Origin of the sequence: Rhodococcus opacus B4, assembly GCF_000010805.1 — a bacterium.
Classification (GTDB): domain Bacteria; phylum Actinomycetota; class Actinomycetes; order Mycobacteriales; family Mycobacteriaceae; genus Rhodococcus_F; species Rhodococcus_F opacus_C.
Window position 1 is genome coordinate 4,839,714 of sequence record NC_012522.1, and the last position, 16,187, is coordinate 4,855,900.

The following is a 16,187-nucleotide window of genomic DNA, read 5'->3' on the forward strand; positions in this document are numbered from 1 at the left end:
CGGAAGGGGGAACCTCGTGGACACCGTGACCGTTTCCGCCGTCCGTCGCATCCCCGCCCAGACGTTCACCATGGGCTCGGATCGGCACTATCCGGAAGAAGGACCGGCGCATCGGGTGGCGGTCGACGCGTTCGCGATCGAGGCGCACCAGGTCACGAACGCACAGTTCACGACGTTCGTCCGGGACACCGGATACGTCACGGTTGCCGAGCGTCCGCTGGACCCCGCCGACTTTCCCGGGGCTCCCGCAGAGAATCTGCAACCCGGATCGATGGTGTTCACCCCCACCCGCGGACCGGTCGACCTCCGTCACCTGAGCCAGTGGTGGACCTGGACGGTGGGCGCGTCCTGGCAGCGCCCCACCGGGCCCGCGTCGACGATCGCCGGCCGCGAACGACATCCCGTCGTCCACGTCGCCCACGAGGATGCGGCCGCGTACGCACAGTGGGCCGGGCGGTCGCTCCCCACCGAGGCGCAGTGGGAGGCGGCGGCGCGCGGCGGTCTCGACCAGGCCGAATTCACCTGGGGCGACGCGCCCGCAAGCGAGCCGTCGGCGAACTACTGGCACGGGGACTTCCCGTGGCGCGCCGACCCCGGGTACGGCACCACGACCGCCGTCGGTAGCTATCGGCCCAACGGCTACGGGCTGTTCGACATGGCGGGCAACGTGTGGGAATGGACTGCCGACTGGTACGCCGATCGGCACCGTGACACCGCGGAGTCGTGCTGCGCGCCGCGCAATCCGCGCGGGCCCGGCATGACGGCGAGCTTCGACCCCCGCCAACCCCAGTTCCGGGTTCCACGGCGGGTGATCAAGGGTGGATCGTTCCTCTGCGCCGACAGCTACTGTCGCCGGTACCGGCCCGCGGCGCGGCGGCCGCAGATGGTGGATACCGGGATGAGCCACATCGGATTCCGCTGCGTCGAGGCCGTGCCCGTCTCAGAGTAGGACCACCACGGCGAGCAGCGCGAGCACGGTCACGATACTGGAGGTGGCGACGGCGGCGAACGTCGCCGGCGCGAATTCCCCGGATTCGATCTGCTTGCTGATGGCCCGGTAGCGGAACGTGCCGTACGCGGATACCAGCAGTCCCGCGGCGATCAGGATGAAACCGGCGGCAATGGCGTGGTCGCCGCGGTGTGGGGCGAACTTCGCCACCGCCACACCGAGTGCGGCGACGCTGATGCCCGTGCGGTGCCAGGCGAGATAGGTTCGCTCGTTCGCGAGGTGATCGCGCGCGGTGCTGCCCGTGTTCGGCTGGGTGGGGCCGAAGATGTCGCGGCTCATCCGCCGTCACCGAGGAATCCGATTTCCGACAGACTCGACTGGAATCCGGATTCGACCGTGGACAGTCCGGAGATCCACACGAGGACGCGGGTGGTGGGTGCCGGCGTCCGGGCGGCGATCCGGGTGACTCCCGGCGCGAGCGTGGCGGCGCCGAGTAACTGGGTGTGGCCGATGCCGGCCCAGGCGGCAGGCGCGGTCCGGATCTCGACCCTGGTGCCCGGCGTGGGTGATTCGATCCAGACGGTCCGCAGGTCGACGGGTTTCGGGAACGACACGATCAGGCCCACTCCACCCTTCGTCGGCGCTAGTTGCTGCGGGTAGCGGTCCGTCGCCCAGAACGTTGCCGGGTCGGCGTCGACCGCGAGGAAGGCCCTCGTCCCGTTGTCGGGGAAATGCTGGGGCGAGTAGACGGCCGCGGACGACGGGATGAGCGGTGTCGGATCGGGTTCCGGCGCGGGCACGATCTCGCTGAGCGTGCTGTCCGCGACGGCCGCCGGCGGCGCGTCCGACGCGGTGAACGAGGTGCCGATCGCCCATCCGGCGGCGCCGAGGGCGACAACCACGCCGAGTGCGGCGCTCATCGCGGGAAGCGGCGTCCGCGGTCGGGCCGACCGGTCGTCGAGCTTCGGTCGGACCTTCTTCTTGGGGGCGAAGGCGGGAGCCGAACGAGCCCGCGCGTCCGCCAGCATCCGGTCGAGGGCGTCGACCATTGCCTGCGCGGTGTCCATCCCGGGTCGCCGGGTGAGGGCGTTCACGGCCACGTCGGACAGCCGGCGGGGAATCGTGGGCCGCACCCGATGCGGAGGGACGACGGAACCGTCGCCCCGACGGCCTGCGGGGGGAAGTCCGGCTGCGAGGGTCGCGCCGGACGACGGCAGCGGCCACGTGCCGAGCAACAGCGCGTACAGCAGCGCGCCGAGGCCGGCGACGTCGTCGGCCGTGGTCCCGTCGGCGAGGGTGGCAGGGAAGGCGAGGACCGCGAGTCCTTCCCGGGAGATCCGTACCCGGTTGGGATGATCGAGCGAGATGCGGGCACCGAAATGATGCGCGTCCGCGGTGGCGGCGGCGAGGTCGCGCACGATGCGCGCGGCGTCCAGCGGCCGCGGAACCGTGCGCGCGACATCCGCGACCCGCCATCCGGGCGTCCATTCCGCGACCACGGCGATCCGGTCGCCGGCCGCCACGACGTCGTAAACCTGCGCGATCCGCCCCTCGTGGTTGAAGCTGGTCCCGGTGGTGTTCCGGCAGAACCGCGTCACCGGATCCGGGTGGGTGTCGGTGTCGCGCAGGTGCGCCGAATCGACGAGGCCGAGCGAAACGTCCCGGCACAGTTCGGTGTCGTGGGCGTGCCACCACTGCACCCAGTCGGGTCCGGCGAATCGTCCGAGGAGCTTGTATCGAGTGGCGACGAGCGTGCCCGGGGCGTACTGATCCCGGTCCTGCGGCGAATGCGGCGGGACCCCGGACACCGGCATTGCTGTCATCTACTCTCCCGGGCTCTCCCCGACCCCGAAAACTCCTGTCAGGCAACCGTCACCCGGCAGCAGAGCAGACGTTCGCGGTACCGGGCCTCACCCTGATCATCCTCGGATGTCACGCGAATCGTGTGCTTTTCGGTCGACCTAGCCGAGGACGTGCTCCGCGTATCGCGCGACCGCGAGCACGAGGTCGTCCGAATGCCGGGGCCCGACGATCTGCAGGCCCACCGGAAGACCGGCCGCGGTGCGCCCGACGGGGATGCTGATCGCCGGCTGCTGCGTCAGGTTGAACGGGTACGTGAACGGCGTCCACTGCGGCCAGCCGGTGAGGTCGCTGCCCGGCGGCACGTCGTAGCCCGCCTCGAAAGCTGGAATGGGGACGGTGGGTGTCAGCAGGACGTTGTGCGTCAGATGGAATTTGCCCATCGTGATGCCGATGTCCGCGGCGACCGCGCGAGCGTCGAGATAGTCGACCGCGCTGAACTTCTCGCCCCGTTCCCAGACCTTGCCGAGGCCCGGGTCGACCTTGTCGCGTGCGCCATCCGGGAAGTTCTTCAGCATTGCCGCGGCCCCGGCCGCCCACAGCAGTTCGAAGGCGTCGATCGGATCGCCGAACCCGGGGTCGGCGGCGGTGACCGGGAGACCCGCGGCGTCGAGTGCCTGCACCGCTCGGTCGACGATCGTCCGGACCTCCGGGTCGACGGTCACGTAGCCGAGCGTGGGGGAGTACGCGACGCCGAGTCCGACCACGTCGCGGCCGATCTCGCCGCGGAAGGTGGTCGGGAACGGGGCGAGCGACGTCGGGTCGCGCGGGTCGGGCAGCGACAGGATGTCCATCAGCAGTGCCGCGTCCTCGACCGTGCGGGTGATCGGACCGGCGTGCGCCAGCGGTCCGAACGGGCTCGCCGGGAACAGGGGGATGCGACCGTGTGTGGGCTTGAACCCGACGACGCCGCAGAACGACGCGGGGATCCGCACACTGCCCCCGCCGTCGGTGCCGACGGAGCAGGGGCCGAGACCCGCCGCGACCGCAGCGGCACTGCCGCCCGAGGAACCACCGGCCGTCTTGGTCGGGTCGGCCGGGTTGCGGGTGATCCCGCACAGGGCGCTGTCGGTGACGGCCTTCCAGGCGATTTCGGGGGTCGTGGTCTTGCCGAGGAACACCATCCCGTCCTCGCGCAGCCGGGCGGCCACGGGACTGTCGACGTCCCACGGCTGGTCCTCGTCGACGGCCTGCGATCCGCGGAGCGTCGGCCAGCCGTCGGTGAGGAAGATGTCCTTGATGGAGATCGGGACGCCGTCGAGCAGTCCCTTGGAGTAGCCGGTGTTCCAGCGCTCCTCGGACTTCCGGGCCTGCGCAAGCGCCCGCTCCTCGTCGACGAGACAGTAGGAGTTGATGGCGCGATCACGCTCGGTGATGGCGTCGAGCATCGCCTGCGTGGCGTCCACCGGCGAAAGTTCTCCGGACGAGTAGGCCGTGACCAGTTCGACGGCGGTCATGTCGGTGGGATTCATGAGAACTCCTTCAGCCTGGACGTTCGGGCCCTGTCGTCATCGGCTCGGTACGTACCCGAGGTGCTTGTCAACTACGTTCTCCAGCGGGTACCCCGTCACCCAGCGTTCGAAATTGTCGGTGAACACGGTGACGAGGTCGTCGCGCCAGCCGGCGAAGTCGCCCGAATTGTGGGGCGTGATCGACACGTTCGGCATGTCCCAGAGCGGATGGTCCGCGGGAAGCGGTTCGGTGTCGAACACGTCGAGCGCGGCGCCCGCGATCGTTCCCGCCCGCAGGGCGGCCACGAGGTCGTCGGTGCGGACGAGCTCGCCGCGTCCGACGTTGACGAACCGGGCGCCCGGCTTCATGGCGGCGAACGTCGTATCGCGGAACAGGTGGCGGGTCTGCCCGGTGAGCGGTGCCACCGCGATCACGTAATCGGCGACGGCGAGCTGATCCGGGAGATCTTCGGTGGCGGTGACCGTCCCGAAGTCGGGATCGGCGCCCCGGGCGGTGCGACCCGACCCGCTGACCTTCATCCCCGCGGCGCGGAGAAGTCGGGCGATCGCGCGGCCTATGGGTCCGGTGCCGACGATCAGGGCCGTGCGGCCCGCGATCCGCTCGGATTCGCGGTGCTGCCAGGTGTGGGACTGCTGCAGCCGGAGCGAACCCGGCAGATCCTTCGCGAACGAGAGGATCTGAGCCAGCACGTACTCGGCGATCGCCCCGTCGAACACGCCCCGGGAGTTGGTGATCGTGACGTCGCTGTCGCGCGCCTCGGGGAACATGACGGGATCGACGCCGGCCGCGGCGATGTGCAGCCACTGCAGCGAACCGGCGGCGTGCCACGCTCCGGGTACCGCGTCGGTGAGGAAGTCGTAGAGAAACAGCACGTCCGCGCCGTCGAGGGCGTCGCTCAACCCCGCCTTGCCGGTGTAGCGAACTTCGGCACGGGACGAAACCGGTGCCATGAGTTCGTCGCTCGGCAGGACGTGGGCATGTAGCACCGCGACGATCGGGTTCCGACTCACGTTGACACCGTAAGAGTAACTCGTATGATTGTCAACAATCTGATAATGCTCGGGCGTGGCCGGAACGAAGGTGAGGCCTGGTGTTGGAACTGAACATTCCCGAATTCGAGGGCCCGATCGCGCAGCGGGGAATCGGCATCATCGCCCCGTTCGACCTGGCGCTCGAACGTGAACTCTGGCGCTGGGCTCCCCTCGAGGTGAGCCTGCATCTGGCGCGCACGCCGTACGAACCCGTGCCCGTCAGCCTCGAGATGGCTGAACTCGTGTCCGAGCGAAGACACCTCATGGCGGCGACGCGCGACGTCCTGCACGTCGAGCCGGAGGTCGTCGCCTATCTGTGCACGTCGGGAAGTTTCATCAAGGGCCTCGAATACGAGCGAACCCTGTGCGATGCGATCTGCGAGGCCGGCGCCCCGCACGCGGTCACCACGTCCGGGGCGCTGGTCGAGGCGATCGAACACCTCGAGCTGAGCAGGCTGTCGGTGATCACGCCGTACGACGCCCCGCTGACCGAACGGCTGCACGCGTTCCTCGACGAGGCGGGCACCGAGGTGGTGCGCTCCGATCACCTCGGGCTCGGCGGCGGCATCTGGAAGGTCAACTACCGCACGATCGCCGAGCGGATCATCGCGGCGGACGACCCCCGGTCGGAGGCGATCTTCGTCAGCTGCACCAATCTGCCGACCTACGACGTCATCGCCCCGCTCGAGCAGGAACTCGGCAAACCGGTCCTCACCGCCAACCAGCTCACGATCTGGGCCTGTCTCGGCCGGATGAAACTCCCCATGACCGGCCCCGGCAAATGGCTGCGCAACGTCTTCTGACATCAGCCCGCACGACCCGCACAGAGGAGAACGTATGACGAGCACGCCGACCCCCACCGTGGGATTCATCTACCCCGATCACGCCGCCGAGGACGACTACCCCTTCGCCGCGGAGATGCTCGGAGTGGATCTGCCGGTCGTGCACATCTACGGCACCGACCTGCACGCCGTGCCCGAACTGCTCGACCTCGGAAGCCCCGAGAAGCTCGCCGGCGGGGCCGCACTGCTCGCCGACGAGAAGCCGGACGCCGTCGTCTGGGCGTGCACGTCGGGCAGCTTCGTCTACGGCCCCGACGGTGCGAAGCAGCAGGCCGAGACGCTCGCCGCGGCCACCGGTGTGCCCACCTCCAGCACCAGCTTCGCGTTCGTCAACGCACTGCACGCCCTGGGGATCACCCGGGTCGCGGTGGCCGCGAGCTACCCGGAGGACGTCGCGAAGCTGTTCGTCGAATTCCTCGCCGCCGCCGGCATCGAGGTGCTGTCGATGTCGAGCGCGGGGATCGACACCGCCGCCGAGGTCGGTCTGCTCAGCCCGGAATCCGTGGTGGAACTCGCGGTGGAGAACGACCACCCGGACGCCGAGGCCCTGCTCATCCCCGATACTGCGATGAGGACGCTCGGTGCGCTGAGTACTCTCGAGCAGCGCCTCGGCAAGCCGGTCCTCACGGCAAACCAGGTCACCATCTGGGAAGGCCTGCGTCTTGCGGGCCACACGGCGGTACAACCGTCGTTGGGAACGTTGTTCGAGAAAGGCCACAGTCATGGCTCTGACTGACCTGGAACCCGTCAGTCGTCAATCGACTGCCGAATTCATCGCGGACCGCCTGCGGGTCGCCATCATGAAGGGTGCGCTCGAACCGGGTGCACAGCTGGGCGAGGCGGAACTGGCCGCGCACTTCCAGGTCTCGCGCGGGCCCCTGCGCGAAGCCATGCAGAGGCTCGTCTCCGAGGGCATACTGCACAGCATCCGTCACCGCGGGATCTTCGTGACGGAACTGACCCTCGACGACGTCGTCGACGTGTACCGGAGCCGGTCGGTCATCGAGCGCGGTGCCCTCGAGATGATTCTCGCCGACGGTCGCCGGGAAGCCACCTACCTCGCGCTCGAACCGATCGTGCTCGTCATGCAGGCCGCGGCCGAGCGCGGCGACGCCGCCGCCGTCTCGGACGCCGACCAGCAGTTCCACCAGATCCTGGTGGAGAGCGCGCAGAGCCCGCGGCTCATCCGCGCGGCGCGGACGCTGCTGACCGAGACCCGGATGTGCCTGGGGGCGTTGCAGACCACCTACGACGACATCCGCGAGCAGGCGCAGGAACACGCGACCCTGCGTGAGGCCATCCGCACGGGTACGGCCGGCGAGGTACAGAAACTGCTCGCCGAGCACCTGGACGACGCCGTCCAGCGGCTGCGCGCCGATCAGAAGACGCTGTCGTCATAGCGACAGCGACGTAGAGGTAAGTGCCGAGGAGGGGCAATGACCCAGGTAGCCGAGATCCAGGGAGACACCAACCGCCACGATCGCTACCCGACTCGGATCGCCGCCGAGCCGTCGATGCTCCAACGGAACGAACCGGCCGTGTGGGGAGGCCCCGCGGACGGACCCTTCGACACGGCCGCCCTCGCCGGACACGAGGCGCGCGGCTTCACCATCGTCGACACCGTGCTGGACGCCGGCGAAGTGAAGTCCTGCCGGAAGGAACTCGACCGGCTGTCCCGGGACCCGTCGATGCGCGACAGCGGGCGCGTCATCACCGAACGCGGCACCGACGAGGTTCGGTCCGTCTTCGACGTGCACCGGCGCAGTGACGTGGTCGCCGCGCTGATCCGCGACGGCAGGATTCTCGACCGCGCACGTCAACTCCTCGGCTCCGACGTCTACATCCACCAGAGCCGGATCAATTCCATGCCCGGTTTCAAGGGCACCGGGTTCTACTGGCACTCGGACTTCGAGACGTGGCACGCCGAGGACGGTCTCCCCGTGCCGCGGGCCGTCAGCTGCTCGATCACCCTCACCGAGAACTACCCGTTCAACGGATCCCTGATGGTGATGCCCGGATCGCACCAGCGCTTCGTCCAGTGCGTCGGCGCCACCCCCGACGACAACTACACGTCCTCCCTCGTCGCGCAGGAGGTCGGGGTTCCGCGCCGGGAGGACGTGACCCGGATGGCCGCGGAGTTCGGGATCGAACAGTTCACCGGTGCGGCGGGCACGGCGCTGTGGTTCGACTCCAACGTCATGCACGGGTCGGGCAACAACATCACGCCCTACCCGCGGTCGAACCTGTTCCTCGTGTTCAACAGTGTCGAGAACACGCTCGTCGAGCCGTTCGCCTCACCGCGTCCGCGGCCGGAGTACATCGCGTCACGCGACTTCACGCCGCTGCCCTGACGTGAGCGGCAAAGTGTGCTCCCGCACGCTTTGCCGCTCACCTACGCGGGGAGCTCGTGCAGGGCGCGGGCGAGATGGGCGAGCTCGGGAACCTCGGCCGCCCGGTCCAGCGCCGACTCCAGGGTGGCGTCGTGGGTGGGACGCGCCTCGTCCAGTGCCGCCCGTCCCGCGGGTGTGAGTTCGGTGTAGATCCCGCGACGGTCGTCGTCGCACAGAATCCGGGTGAGCAGGCCGCGGTTCTCCAAGCGGTTCACCAGCCTGGTGGTGGCGCTGCTGCTCAGCGCGGCTGCTCGGGCGAGCTGCGCCATCCGCATGTGCCAGCCGTCCTGGCGGCTCAGTGCGTCGAGCACCGTGTACTCGACCACCGAGAGGTCGTGACCCCGCTGCAGGGCGCGTTCGAGCTCCGCCTCGAGCAGGCCGTGCAGCGCCGCGAGCGTGCGCCAGCCCTGCGACCGGATCTCGACGGCGTCGTCAGCGACTGCCATGGGCCACCTCCTGTGGATACGACTGCCAGGTCAGAATACCAGCTTGCGCACATAGAAGGCGTGTGCAACTATTTATGACGCGCCTGCAACTAATGCAGACGCGGTATTCGAGCTAGCGCTCTTATCTTCCAGTCTGTACGAAAGGAGTGGCTGCGATGCCACTGGGTCTGCTCGCCCTCGCCATGGGCGGCTTCGGGATCGGTCTCACCGAATTCGTCATCATGGGACTGCTGCCGGAGGTGTCGACCGATTTCCAGGTCAGCGAATCCGTGGCCGGCTACCTCATCTCCGGCTACGCCCTCTCCGTCGCCGTCGGAGCCATCGTCATCACCGCGGCGGTCACCCGCTTCGACCGCAAACGCGTCCTCGAGGCACTGATGGTGCTGTTCATCGGCGGCAACCTCCTCTCCGCGCTCGCCCCGACCTACGAGGTCATGATGGGTGGACGCGTCCTCGCGGCCCTGTGCCACGGCGCGTTCTTCGGCATCGGGTCGGTCCTCGCCGCCGACCTCGTGCCCGCGAGCAAGCGGGCCGGCGCCATCGCGACGATGTTCGCGGGGCTGACCATCGCCAATGTGCTCGGCGTCCCGTTCGGCACGTTCCTCGGTCAGCAGTTCGGGTGGCGTTCCACGTTCTGGGCCATCACCGTCATCGGCGTCGTGGCGTTGCTCGGCATCGCGGCACTTGTGCCGTCCGTGTCCCGCACGGAAGACGCACCGGAATCCGGCGGTCTGCGCAGCGAGCTGGGGGCCTTCCGGAACCCGCAGGTGTGGTTCTCGATCGCCGTCACGATCCTCGGGTTCGGCGGCATGTTCGGTGCGTTCACGTACATCGCGTTCACCCTCACCGAGGTCGGCGGATTCGCGTCGAGCAGCGTGCCGTGGCTCCTCGTGCTCTTCGGCGGTGGACTGTTCGTCGGCAACGTCCTCGGCGGACGCGCCGCCGACAAGGTACTCACCCGCACGCTGACCACCGTCCTCGCCGTGCTCACCGTCGTGCTCGTCGTATTCGCCCTCACCGCCGGCAGCAAGCCGATGACGATCGTCGCCCTGTTCCTCATGGGCGCGTTCGGCTTCGCGACCGTCCCCGGACTGCAGATGCGCATCATGAACTACGCGGCACAGGCCCCGACCATGGCATCCGGCGCGAACATCGCCGCCTTCAACGTGGGCAACGCACTCGGGGCCTGGCTCGGCGGCATCACCATCGCCGCGGGACTCGGTTTCACGTCCCCGATCTGGATGGGAGCGGCCCTCACCGTCGCCGCGCTCGCCGTCCTCCTCGTCGCCACCACCCTCGACCGGCGGTCGAAAGCCCGGCCGGTGCAGGACGATTCTGTGGTCGTACCGGTCTAGAGGCAGAGCCGCCCCGCACCGATGCTCGGTGCGGGGCGGCTCGGACCGGGTGGGGACTACCGGTGGGTGAAGTCCGGCGCCCGCTTTTCGACGAATGCGGCCATGCCTTCCTTCTGGTCCTCGGTGGCGAACGTCGAGTGGAACACGCGTCGTTCGAAGCGGATTCCCTCGGTGAGGGTGGTCTCGAAGGATCGGTTGACCGCTTCCTTCGCCATCATCGCGACGGGCAGCGACATCTCGGCGACGGTGGTGGCCGTCTGCAGGGCGTCGTCGAACAGGTCGGCGGCGGGGACGATGCGGGCGACGAGTCCGGCGCGTTCGGCTTCCTCGGCGTCCATGGTCCGGCCCGTCAGGCACAGTTCCATCGCCTTGGCCTTGCCGACGGCGCGCGTGAGGCGTTGTGAGCCGCCGATGCCGGGGATGACGCCGAGTTTGATCTCGGGCTGCCCGAACTTGGCGGTGTCGGCGGCGAGGAGGATGTCGCACATCATCGCCAGTTCGCACCCGCCGCCGAGGGCGTATCCCGCAACCGCGGCGACGATGGGTTTGCGGGCGGCGGCGATGCGGTCGCCGATGGAGAAGAAGTCGGAGAGGTAGACGTCCATGTAGGACTTGGTCTGCATCTCCTTGATGTCCGCGCCGGCCGCAAACGCGCGTTCGGACCCGGTGATGAGGATGGCGCCGATGCCGCTGTCGGTGTCGAGCTCTTCGATTGCCGTGACGAGTTCGCGGAGAAGCTGGGAGTTCAACGCGTTCAGCGCTTTCGGGCGGTTGAGGGTGATGATCCCGACCCGGCCCTTGCGGTCGAGGAGGATGGTCTCGTAGTCGGTCACTGCTGTGCTCCGGTCGTCGTCGTCGTGGTGGGATGGGGGAGGCCGAGTTCGAGGTCTCCGAGGGGTGTGAAGAACTGTGCGACGTCGTCGTCGGTGACCTCGTCGAGGGTGGCGGGTGACCAGTGTGGGTTGCGGTCCTTGTCGACGACCTGCGCCCGGATTCCCTCGACGAGGTCGTGCGAGTTCAGGCAGGCGACGGACACCCGGAATTCGTCGTTCAACACGTCCTCGAGGCTGCCCGCCGCGCGGGCGCGGCGCAGCGAGGCCAGGGTGACCGCGCACGCGGTCGGCGACTTCGACAGGATCTGCTCGGCCGCCTTCGCCGCCTCCGGCACCCCACTGCGTTGGAGCCGGGACACGATCTCCGGGACCGAATCCGCCGAGTACGCGGCATCGATCCAGCCCTGCTGCGCCAGCAGGTCCGAGGCCGGCGCCGGTGCGGTGAACGCGGCCACCGCCGCCTCCACCGAGGTTTCCGACAGCTTCTGTACGAACGCGGCGATCTGCTCGGACGGGATGAAGTGGTCGGCGAACCCGCACGCGATCGCATCCCCGGCGCTCAGCCGTGCCGTGGTGAGCGCGATGTGCGTGCCCAACTCGCCGGGGGTGCGGGCCAGCAGGTAGGTGCCGCCGACGTCGGGGACGAACCCGATCCCGGTCTCGGGCATCCCGATCATCGACCGCTCCGTCACGATCCGGACGCTGCCGTGCGCCGACACCCCGACCCCGCCGCCCATCACGATGCCGTCCATGACCGCCACATACGGTTTGCGGTAGTTCGCGATGGCGGCGTTGAGGATGTACTCCTCGCGCCAGAACTCCCGCGACCCGGTGCCCCCGGTTTTGGCGTCGTGGTAGATCGAGACGATGTCCCCGCCCGCGCACAACCCGCGGTCCCCGGCGCCGGTGATCAGCACCGCCCGCACTTGATCGTCGCCGGCCCACTCCGTCAGGGCCGCCGCAATCTGCCGGACCATCGAATGGTTGAGGGCGTTGATCGCCCTCGGCCGGTTCAACACGATCCGGCCCACCCCGCCGCTGGTGTCGATCAGAACCTCCGGCTCCGTGGTTCCCGCGCCTGTCATGCCGCTCCCTTTCCGTGTCCCGCGATGATGCTGCGGGCGATGACCACCCGCATGATCTCGTTGCTGCCTTCGAGGATCTGATGCACCCGCAGGTCGCGGACGATCTTCTCGATCCCGTACTCGGCAAGGTAGCCGTACCCGCCGTGCAGCTGCAGCGCCCGGTTCGCGACCTCGAACCCGGTGTCGGTGGCGAACCGTTTCGCCATCGCACACAACTCCACCACATCCGGGGCACCCTCCTCGAGGGCGGCGGCCGCCCGCCACAACAGGGTGCGGGCGGCCTCGAGTTCGGTGCGCATGTCCGCGAGCTGGAACTGCAACGCCTGCGAGTCCAGCAACGCCGCCCCGAACGCCTTCCGGTCCGCCAGATAGGCGACGGCCTTGTCCAGGGCGGTCTGCGCCCCGCCGACCGAGCACGCCGCGATGTTGAGGCGGCCCCCGTTCAGGCCGGCCATCGCGATCCGGAACCCGCCGCCCTCGCTACCGAGCAGGTTCGCCGCCGGCACCCGCACATCCTCGAAGATCACCTGCCGGGTCGGTTGGGCGTTCCAGCCCATCTTCACCTCGTTCGGCCCGAACGACAGCCCCGCCGACTCCTTCGGCACGATGAACGCCGAAATCCCCCGCGGCCCGCCCTCGCCGGTGCGGGCCATCACCACATACACCTCCGACGTCCCGGCCCCGGAGATGAACTGCTTGACCCCGTTGAGGACGAAGTCGTCGCCGTCGCGGACCGCGCGGGTGCTCAACGCCGCCGCATCCGAACCCGCACCCGGCTCGGTCAGGCAGTAACTGCCCAGCTGATCCATCGCACACAACCGAGGCACCCACTGATGCCGTTGCTCCTCGGTGCCGAACCTGTCGATCATCCAGGTCACCATGTTGTGAATGGAAATATAGGCGGCGATCGACGGGCAGCCCTTCGCCAACTGCTCGAAGATCCGGGCCGCATCGACCCGGGTCAGCTCCGAACCCCCCACGTCCTCGCGGACGTAGATCCCGCCCATCCCCAACGACGCCGCCTTCCGCAGCACATCCACCGGGAAATGCTTCGTCTGATCCCACTCCACAGCATGCGGCGCGAGATGCTCGGCCGCGAAATCACGGGCCGTGTCACGAATCGCCCGCTCGTCATCGGTCAAGGTGAACATATCAATCGACCCTTTCAGGTTCGGGTAGTTGGAAGTACTATAGTTGGATATCCATGTAAATTGCCAGTGGGATGTGACCCGAAAGTGGTCGTTCATTGGATGTCCGATTCCGAACCACGAGGAGGCTACCGGTGGCCACTCCGCAACCACCCCACCCGGCGCCCGGCGCCGATTCCGTCGCGTCGGCCACGGCGCTGATCGCCGCCGTCCTGCAGACGCAGAAGCTGATCACCCACCACCTCAACTCCACGTTGCGCCCACTCGGACTGTCCTTCGCCCGGTACGAGGTCTTGGCGATGATGGTCGCCGCGAACGGGCCACTGCCCATGGTGCGCATCGTTCGCGCCCTGGACCGGCACCCGACCACCATCGGAACGCTCGTCGACGGACTCGAAGAGGCCGGGCTGTGCGTGCGGGCGATCAACCGTTCCGATCGCCGCTCGACCCTCGTCACGATCACCGACAAGGGGCGCGAGGTGGGGGCCTCGGCGAGCCGCGCCCTCGATGGCGTCGCGCTCGCAGACCCGCAGGACATGCACCGTCTCCACGAGGGTCTGCAACAGCTGCTCACCGCAACCCGGCGGGCATCGACCGCGGCCGCCGACCTGGCGGGAGGCCGGCCGTGATCGACGTGCGCAATATTCGCTCGGATGATCTGCGGTATCTGCTCGCCGTGGCGCGAACCGGTCGCCGCCAATCCGCGGCGATGGACCTGGGCGTCGATCACACCACTGTCTCGCGGCGAGTGCGCGCGCTCGAGAAGGTCCTCGGCGTCCGTCTGCTGCAGCGCAGCACCGACGGGTGGGAGTTGACCGATGTCGGCCGATCGATCGCGGAGAAGGCGCAACTGATCGAGGAAGCCGTTCAGGAAGCTGCCGACGTGGTCCTCGGCATCAGCGAGAATCCACTCCGCGGAACGGTCCGGATCACCGCCCCGGACGGATTCGGCTCGTTGTTCGTCGCTCCGGCGCTGGCCAAGCTGAGAATGAACCATCCGCATCTCGTCGTCGAATTGATCACCGATACAAGGCAACTCAACCTCTATCAATCGGGGTTCGACCTGGCCGTCGCGGTGGGGACACCGATCACCAGCCGGCTGGTCTCCGAACGCGTGTGCCAGTACTCGCTCGGGTTGTACGGCAGCGAACAGTATTTCCGCGACCACGGTGAACCCGGCAGCATCGAGGAGTTGACGGCGCATCCGCTGGTCTTCTTCGTCGATTCCCTGCTGCAGGTCGGGGATCTCGACCTGAACCGGCACCTGCCCGGTGTCGCGGCAAAATTCATGTCCACCAACATCTTCGCTCACGTCGCTGCCACCCGGTCGGGCGGCGGCATCGGACTGCTGCCGGCGTTCATGGCCGACCAGCACGCCGATCTGCGCAGGATCCTGCCCGATGTCGTCGATGTCCGGCTCGCCTTCTCCCTGGCCGCTCGCCGCGAAAGCCTGACCAATCCTGCGGTACAGGCTGTCCGGCAAGCGATCCAGGAAGAGGCCCTCAGCCGTCGAGAGGAACTGGTCCCCACCGCGTAGCACGGCCGCTCGGCGTCACGCCTGTGCGGGCACCATGGTGCCCCGCGACTCGGCGGCGTCGACCGCGTCGAGCCAGTCGAGGATCTGCTCGGTGTGCTGCCCGAGCACCGGGGGTGCGGCATGCTCGGCGCGCACCAGCGAGTCGCCGCCGGCCGTTTCCATCCGCAAGGACGGACCCGGCAACTGCACAGGTCCCACCACCGGGTGGTCGACCTCGAGCAGCAGTCCCTGGCTGCGGGTCTGCTCCCACTCGTACACCTCGTCGATCGTGCGGATCGACCCCGCGGGAACACCCGCGGCCTCGAGCGCGGCGAGCACATCGACCCGGGTACGGCCGGCGAAGTCGGCCTCGATGGCGGCGATCAACGCATCCCGGCCCGCGACCCGGTCACGGTTGACCGCGAACCGCGGATCGTCGGCCGACAGACCGGCCACCGGGGCGAACTTCGCCCAGATCGCCTCGCTGCCGACCGCGATCTGCACGTAGCCGTCCGCGCAGCGGAAACTGCCGTACGGGGCGATCTGCGGATGGTGATTGCCGGACCGCTGCGCGACCTGACCACCGACGGTCCACTTCGTGCCCTGGAAGGTGTGTGCGCTGACCGCGGCGGCCAACAGCGACGTCCGGACGACCATGCCCTTGCCGGTCTTCTCCCGGGCGGCCAGCGCCGCCGACACTCCGGCGGTGCCGTGGACACCCGCGAGGACGTCCGCCATCGGCACTCCGATCCGCGTCGGTTCCCCGTCGGGGTCACCGGTCACCGACATGAGTCCGGCCTCGCCCTGGGCGATCTGGTCGTAGCCCGGGCGGGAACCTTCCGGACCGTCGTGCCCGAACCCGGTGATGGACAACGTGATCAGCCGTGAGTTGAGCTCTTCGAGTACCTCCGGCGAAAACCCGAGGCGATCGAAGGCGCCCGGCCGGAGGTTCTCGATCAGCACGTCCGCCTGCCGGATCAGCCGGCGCAGCGCGTCCTTACCGTGCTCGGATTTCAGATCCAGCACGATCGATTCCTTGTTCCGGTTCGCCGACATGAAGTACGACGACTGCGGGTCGTCCTGCGGCCCGACGAACGGCGGCCCCCAGGTGCGGGAGTCGTCGCCGGTGCCCGGGGCTTCGACCTTGATCACGCGGGCGCCGAGGTCGCCGAGCATCATCGCGGCGATCGGCCCGGCCAGTGCCCGGGAGAGGTCGAGCACGAGAATGTCATTGAGAGGTCCGACAGTCATGATGCGTT

General features: G+C 68.5%; 17 protein-coding genes. 8 read left to right on the forward strand and 9 right to left on the reverse strand.

The features are described 5' to 3' along the window. The first annotated feature begins 16 nt into the window (after positions 1-16). Positions 17-949, forward strand: a complete 933-nt coding sequence (locus ROP_RS22235; protein ID WP_012691656.1) for a formylglycine-generating enzyme family protein — start codon at positions 17-19, stop codon at positions 947-949. Here ROP_RS22235 and ROP_RS22240 read toward each other — a convergent pair. From ROP_RS22240 to ROP_RS22255, 4 genes are all read right to left on the reverse strand, one after another. Further along, positions 941-1,288 (reverse strand): YidH family protein, encoded by a 348-nt coding sequence (locus ROP_RS22240; protein ID WP_012691657.1) that lies wholly within the window; start codon positions 1,286-1,288, stop codon positions 941-943. The genes ROP_RS22235 and ROP_RS22240 overlap by 9 nt on opposite strands. Next, positions 1,285-2,772, reverse strand: coding sequence for a hypothetical protein (locus ROP_RS22245; protein WP_012691658.1), 1,488 nt, complete (start codon positions 2,770-2,772; stop codon positions 1,285-1,287). The genes ROP_RS22240 and ROP_RS22245 overlap by 4 nt, the downstream gene beginning before the upstream one ends. A gap of 138 nt (positions 2,773-2,910) precedes the next feature. Next, positions 2,911-4,281, reverse strand: coding sequence for an amidase (locus ROP_RS22250; protein WP_012691659.1), 1,371 nt, complete (start codon positions 4,279-4,281; stop codon positions 2,911-2,913). A 36-nt stretch (positions 4,282-4,317) separates the two neighbouring features. Next, complete coding sequence (locus ROP_RS22255) at positions 4,318-5,292, reverse strand: D-2-hydroxyacid dehydrogenase (RefSeq protein WP_012691660.1); 975 nt, start codon at positions 5,290-5,292, stop codon at positions 4,318-4,320. An 80-nt stretch (positions 5,293-5,372) separates the two neighbouring features. Between ROP_RS22255 and ROP_RS22260 the strand changes: the two genes are divergently transcribed. The 4 genes from ROP_RS22260 to thpD are packed head-to-tail and all read left to right on the forward strand — an operon-like array spanning position 5,373 to position 8,506. Then, positions 5,373-6,116 carry a maleate cis-trans isomerase family protein gene (locus tag ROP_RS22260; RefSeq protein ID WP_012691661.1) on the forward strand — a complete coding sequence of 248 codons (744 nt, stop codon included), beginning with the start codon at positions 5,373-5,375 and terminating at the stop codon, positions 6,114-6,116. Positions 6,117-6,150: 34 nt separating this feature from the next. Continuing rightward, complete coding sequence (locus ROP_RS22265) at positions 6,151-6,891, forward strand: maleate cis-trans isomerase family protein (protein ID WP_012691662.1); 741 nt, start codon at positions 6,151-6,153, stop codon at positions 6,889-6,891. Beyond that, entirely contained in the window at positions 6,878-7,555 is a 678-nt protein-coding gene (locus tag ROP_RS22270) for a GntR family transcriptional regulator (RefSeq protein ID WP_012691663.1), read from the forward strand. The genes ROP_RS22265 and ROP_RS22270 overlap by 14 nt, the downstream gene beginning before the upstream one ends. A 36-nt stretch (positions 7,556-7,591) precedes the next feature. Next, on the forward strand, positions 7,592-8,506 hold the full coding sequence (gene thpD / locus ROP_RS22275) for an ectoine hydroxylase (protein WP_012691664.1): 915 nt from the start codon (positions 7,592-7,594) through the stop codon (positions 8,504-8,506). Between the two features lie 41 nt (positions 8,507-8,547). On the opposite strand, the gene ROP_RS22280 is transcribed toward thpD, so the two are convergent. Continuing rightward, on the reverse strand, positions 8,548-8,991 hold the full coding sequence (locus ROP_RS22280; protein WP_012691665.1) for a MarR family winged helix-turn-helix transcriptional regulator: 444 nt from the start codon (positions 8,989-8,991) through the stop codon (positions 8,548-8,550). A gap of 155 nt (positions 8,992-9,146) precedes the next feature. On the opposite strand from ROP_RS22280, the gene ROP_RS22285 reads away from it, so the two are divergent. Further along, positions 9,147-10,346, forward strand: coding sequence for an MFS transporter (locus ROP_RS22285; protein ID WP_012691666.1), 1,200 nt, complete (start codon positions 9,147-9,149; stop codon positions 10,344-10,346). 56 nt (positions 10,347-10,402) lie between these two features. Here ROP_RS22285 and ROP_RS22290 read toward each other — a convergent pair whose 3' ends face one another. Genes ROP_RS22290 through ROP_RS22300 form a run of 3 tightly spaced genes read right to left on the reverse strand, consistent with a single transcriptional unit; the run spans position 10,403 to position 13,415 of the window. Next, a complete protein-coding gene (locus tag ROP_RS22290) occupies positions 10,403-11,179 on the reverse strand; it encodes an enoyl-CoA hydratase (RefSeq protein WP_012691667.1) in 777 nt (258 codons plus the stop codon). Continuing rightward, complete coding sequence (locus tag ROP_RS22295; RefSeq protein WP_012691668.1) at positions 11,176-12,264, reverse strand: enoyl-CoA hydratase/isomerase family protein; 1,089 nt, start codon at positions 12,262-12,264, stop codon at positions 11,176-11,178. Before ROP_RS22295 ends, ROP_RS22290 begins: the two co-directional genes overlap by 4 nt. After that, a complete protein-coding gene (locus ROP_RS22300) occupies positions 12,261-13,415 on the reverse strand; it encodes an isobutyryl-CoA dehydrogenase (protein WP_012688466.1) in 1,155 nt (384 codons plus the stop codon). The genes ROP_RS22295 and ROP_RS22300 overlap by 4 nt, the downstream gene beginning before the upstream one ends. A 131-nt stretch (positions 13,416-13,546) precedes the next feature. Between ROP_RS22300 and ROP_RS22305 the strand changes: the two genes are divergently transcribed. Next, a complete protein-coding gene (locus ROP_RS22305; protein WP_012691669.1) occupies positions 13,547-14,041 on the forward strand; it encodes a MarR family winged helix-turn-helix transcriptional regulator in 495 nt (164 codons plus the stop codon). Beyond that, positions 14,038-14,949: a LysR family transcriptional regulator gene (locus tag ROP_RS22310; protein ID WP_012691670.1), complete on the forward strand. Its 912-nt coding sequence runs from the start codon at positions 14,038-14,040 to the stop codon at positions 14,947-14,949. The genes ROP_RS22305 and ROP_RS22310 overlap by 4 nt, the downstream gene beginning before the upstream one ends. 15 nt (positions 14,950-14,964) lie before the next feature. Here ROP_RS22310 and ROP_RS22315 read toward each other — a convergent pair whose 3' ends face one another. Beyond that, positions 14,965-16,179, reverse strand: coding sequence for a CaiB/BaiF CoA transferase family protein (locus tag ROP_RS22315; RefSeq protein ID WP_012691671.1), 1,215 nt, complete (start codon positions 16,177-16,179; stop codon positions 14,965-14,967). Positions 16,180-16,187: the final 8 nt, after the last annotated feature.

What these genes read in the sequence shown, in the direction of transcription:
- ROP_RS22270 (WP_012691663.1), top strand. Translation starts at nt 6,878, where the DNA reads ATGGCTCTGACTGACCTGGAACCCGTCAGTCGTCAATCGACTGCCGAA.
- ROP_RS22315 (WP_012691671.1), bottom strand. Translation starts at nt 16,179, where the DNA reads ATGACTGTCGGACCTCTCAATGACATTCTCGTGCTCGACCTCTCCCGG.
- ROP_RS22240 (WP_012691657.1), bottom strand. Translation starts at nt 1,288, where the DNA reads ATGAGCCGCGACATCTTCGGCCCCACCCAGCCGAACACGGGCAGCACC.
- thpD (WP_012691664.1), top strand. Translation starts at nt 7,592, where the DNA reads ATGACCCAGGTAGCCGAGATCCAGGGAGACACCAACCGCCACGATCGC.
- ROP_RS22295 (WP_012691668.1), bottom strand. Translation starts at nt 12,264, where the DNA reads ATGACAGGCGCGGGAACCACGGAGCCGGAGGTTCTGATCGACACCAGC.
- ROP_RS22250 (WP_012691659.1), bottom strand. Translation starts at nt 4,281, where the DNA reads ATGAATCCCACCGACATGACCGCCGTCGAACTGGTCACGGCCTACTCG.
- ROP_RS22280 (WP_012691665.1), bottom strand. Translation starts at nt 8,991, where the DNA reads ATGGCAGTCGCTGACGACGCCGTCGAGATCCGGTCGCAGGGCTGGCGC.
- ROP_RS22245 (WP_012691658.1), bottom strand. Translation starts at nt 2,772, where the DNA reads ATGACAGCAATGCCGGTGTCCGGGGTCCCGCCGCATTCGCCGCAGGAC.
- ROP_RS22285 (WP_012691666.1), top strand. Translation starts at nt 9,147, where the DNA reads ATGCCACTGGGTCTGCTCGCCCTCGCCATGGGCGGCTTCGGGATCGGT.
- ROP_RS22265 (WP_012691662.1), top strand. Translation starts at nt 6,151, where the DNA reads ATGACGAGCACGCCGACCCCCACCGTGGGATTCATCTACCCCGATCAC.
- ROP_RS22300 (WP_012688466.1), bottom strand. Translation starts at nt 13,415, where the DNA reads ATGTTCACCTTGACCGATGACGAGCGGGCGATTCGTGACACGGCCCGT.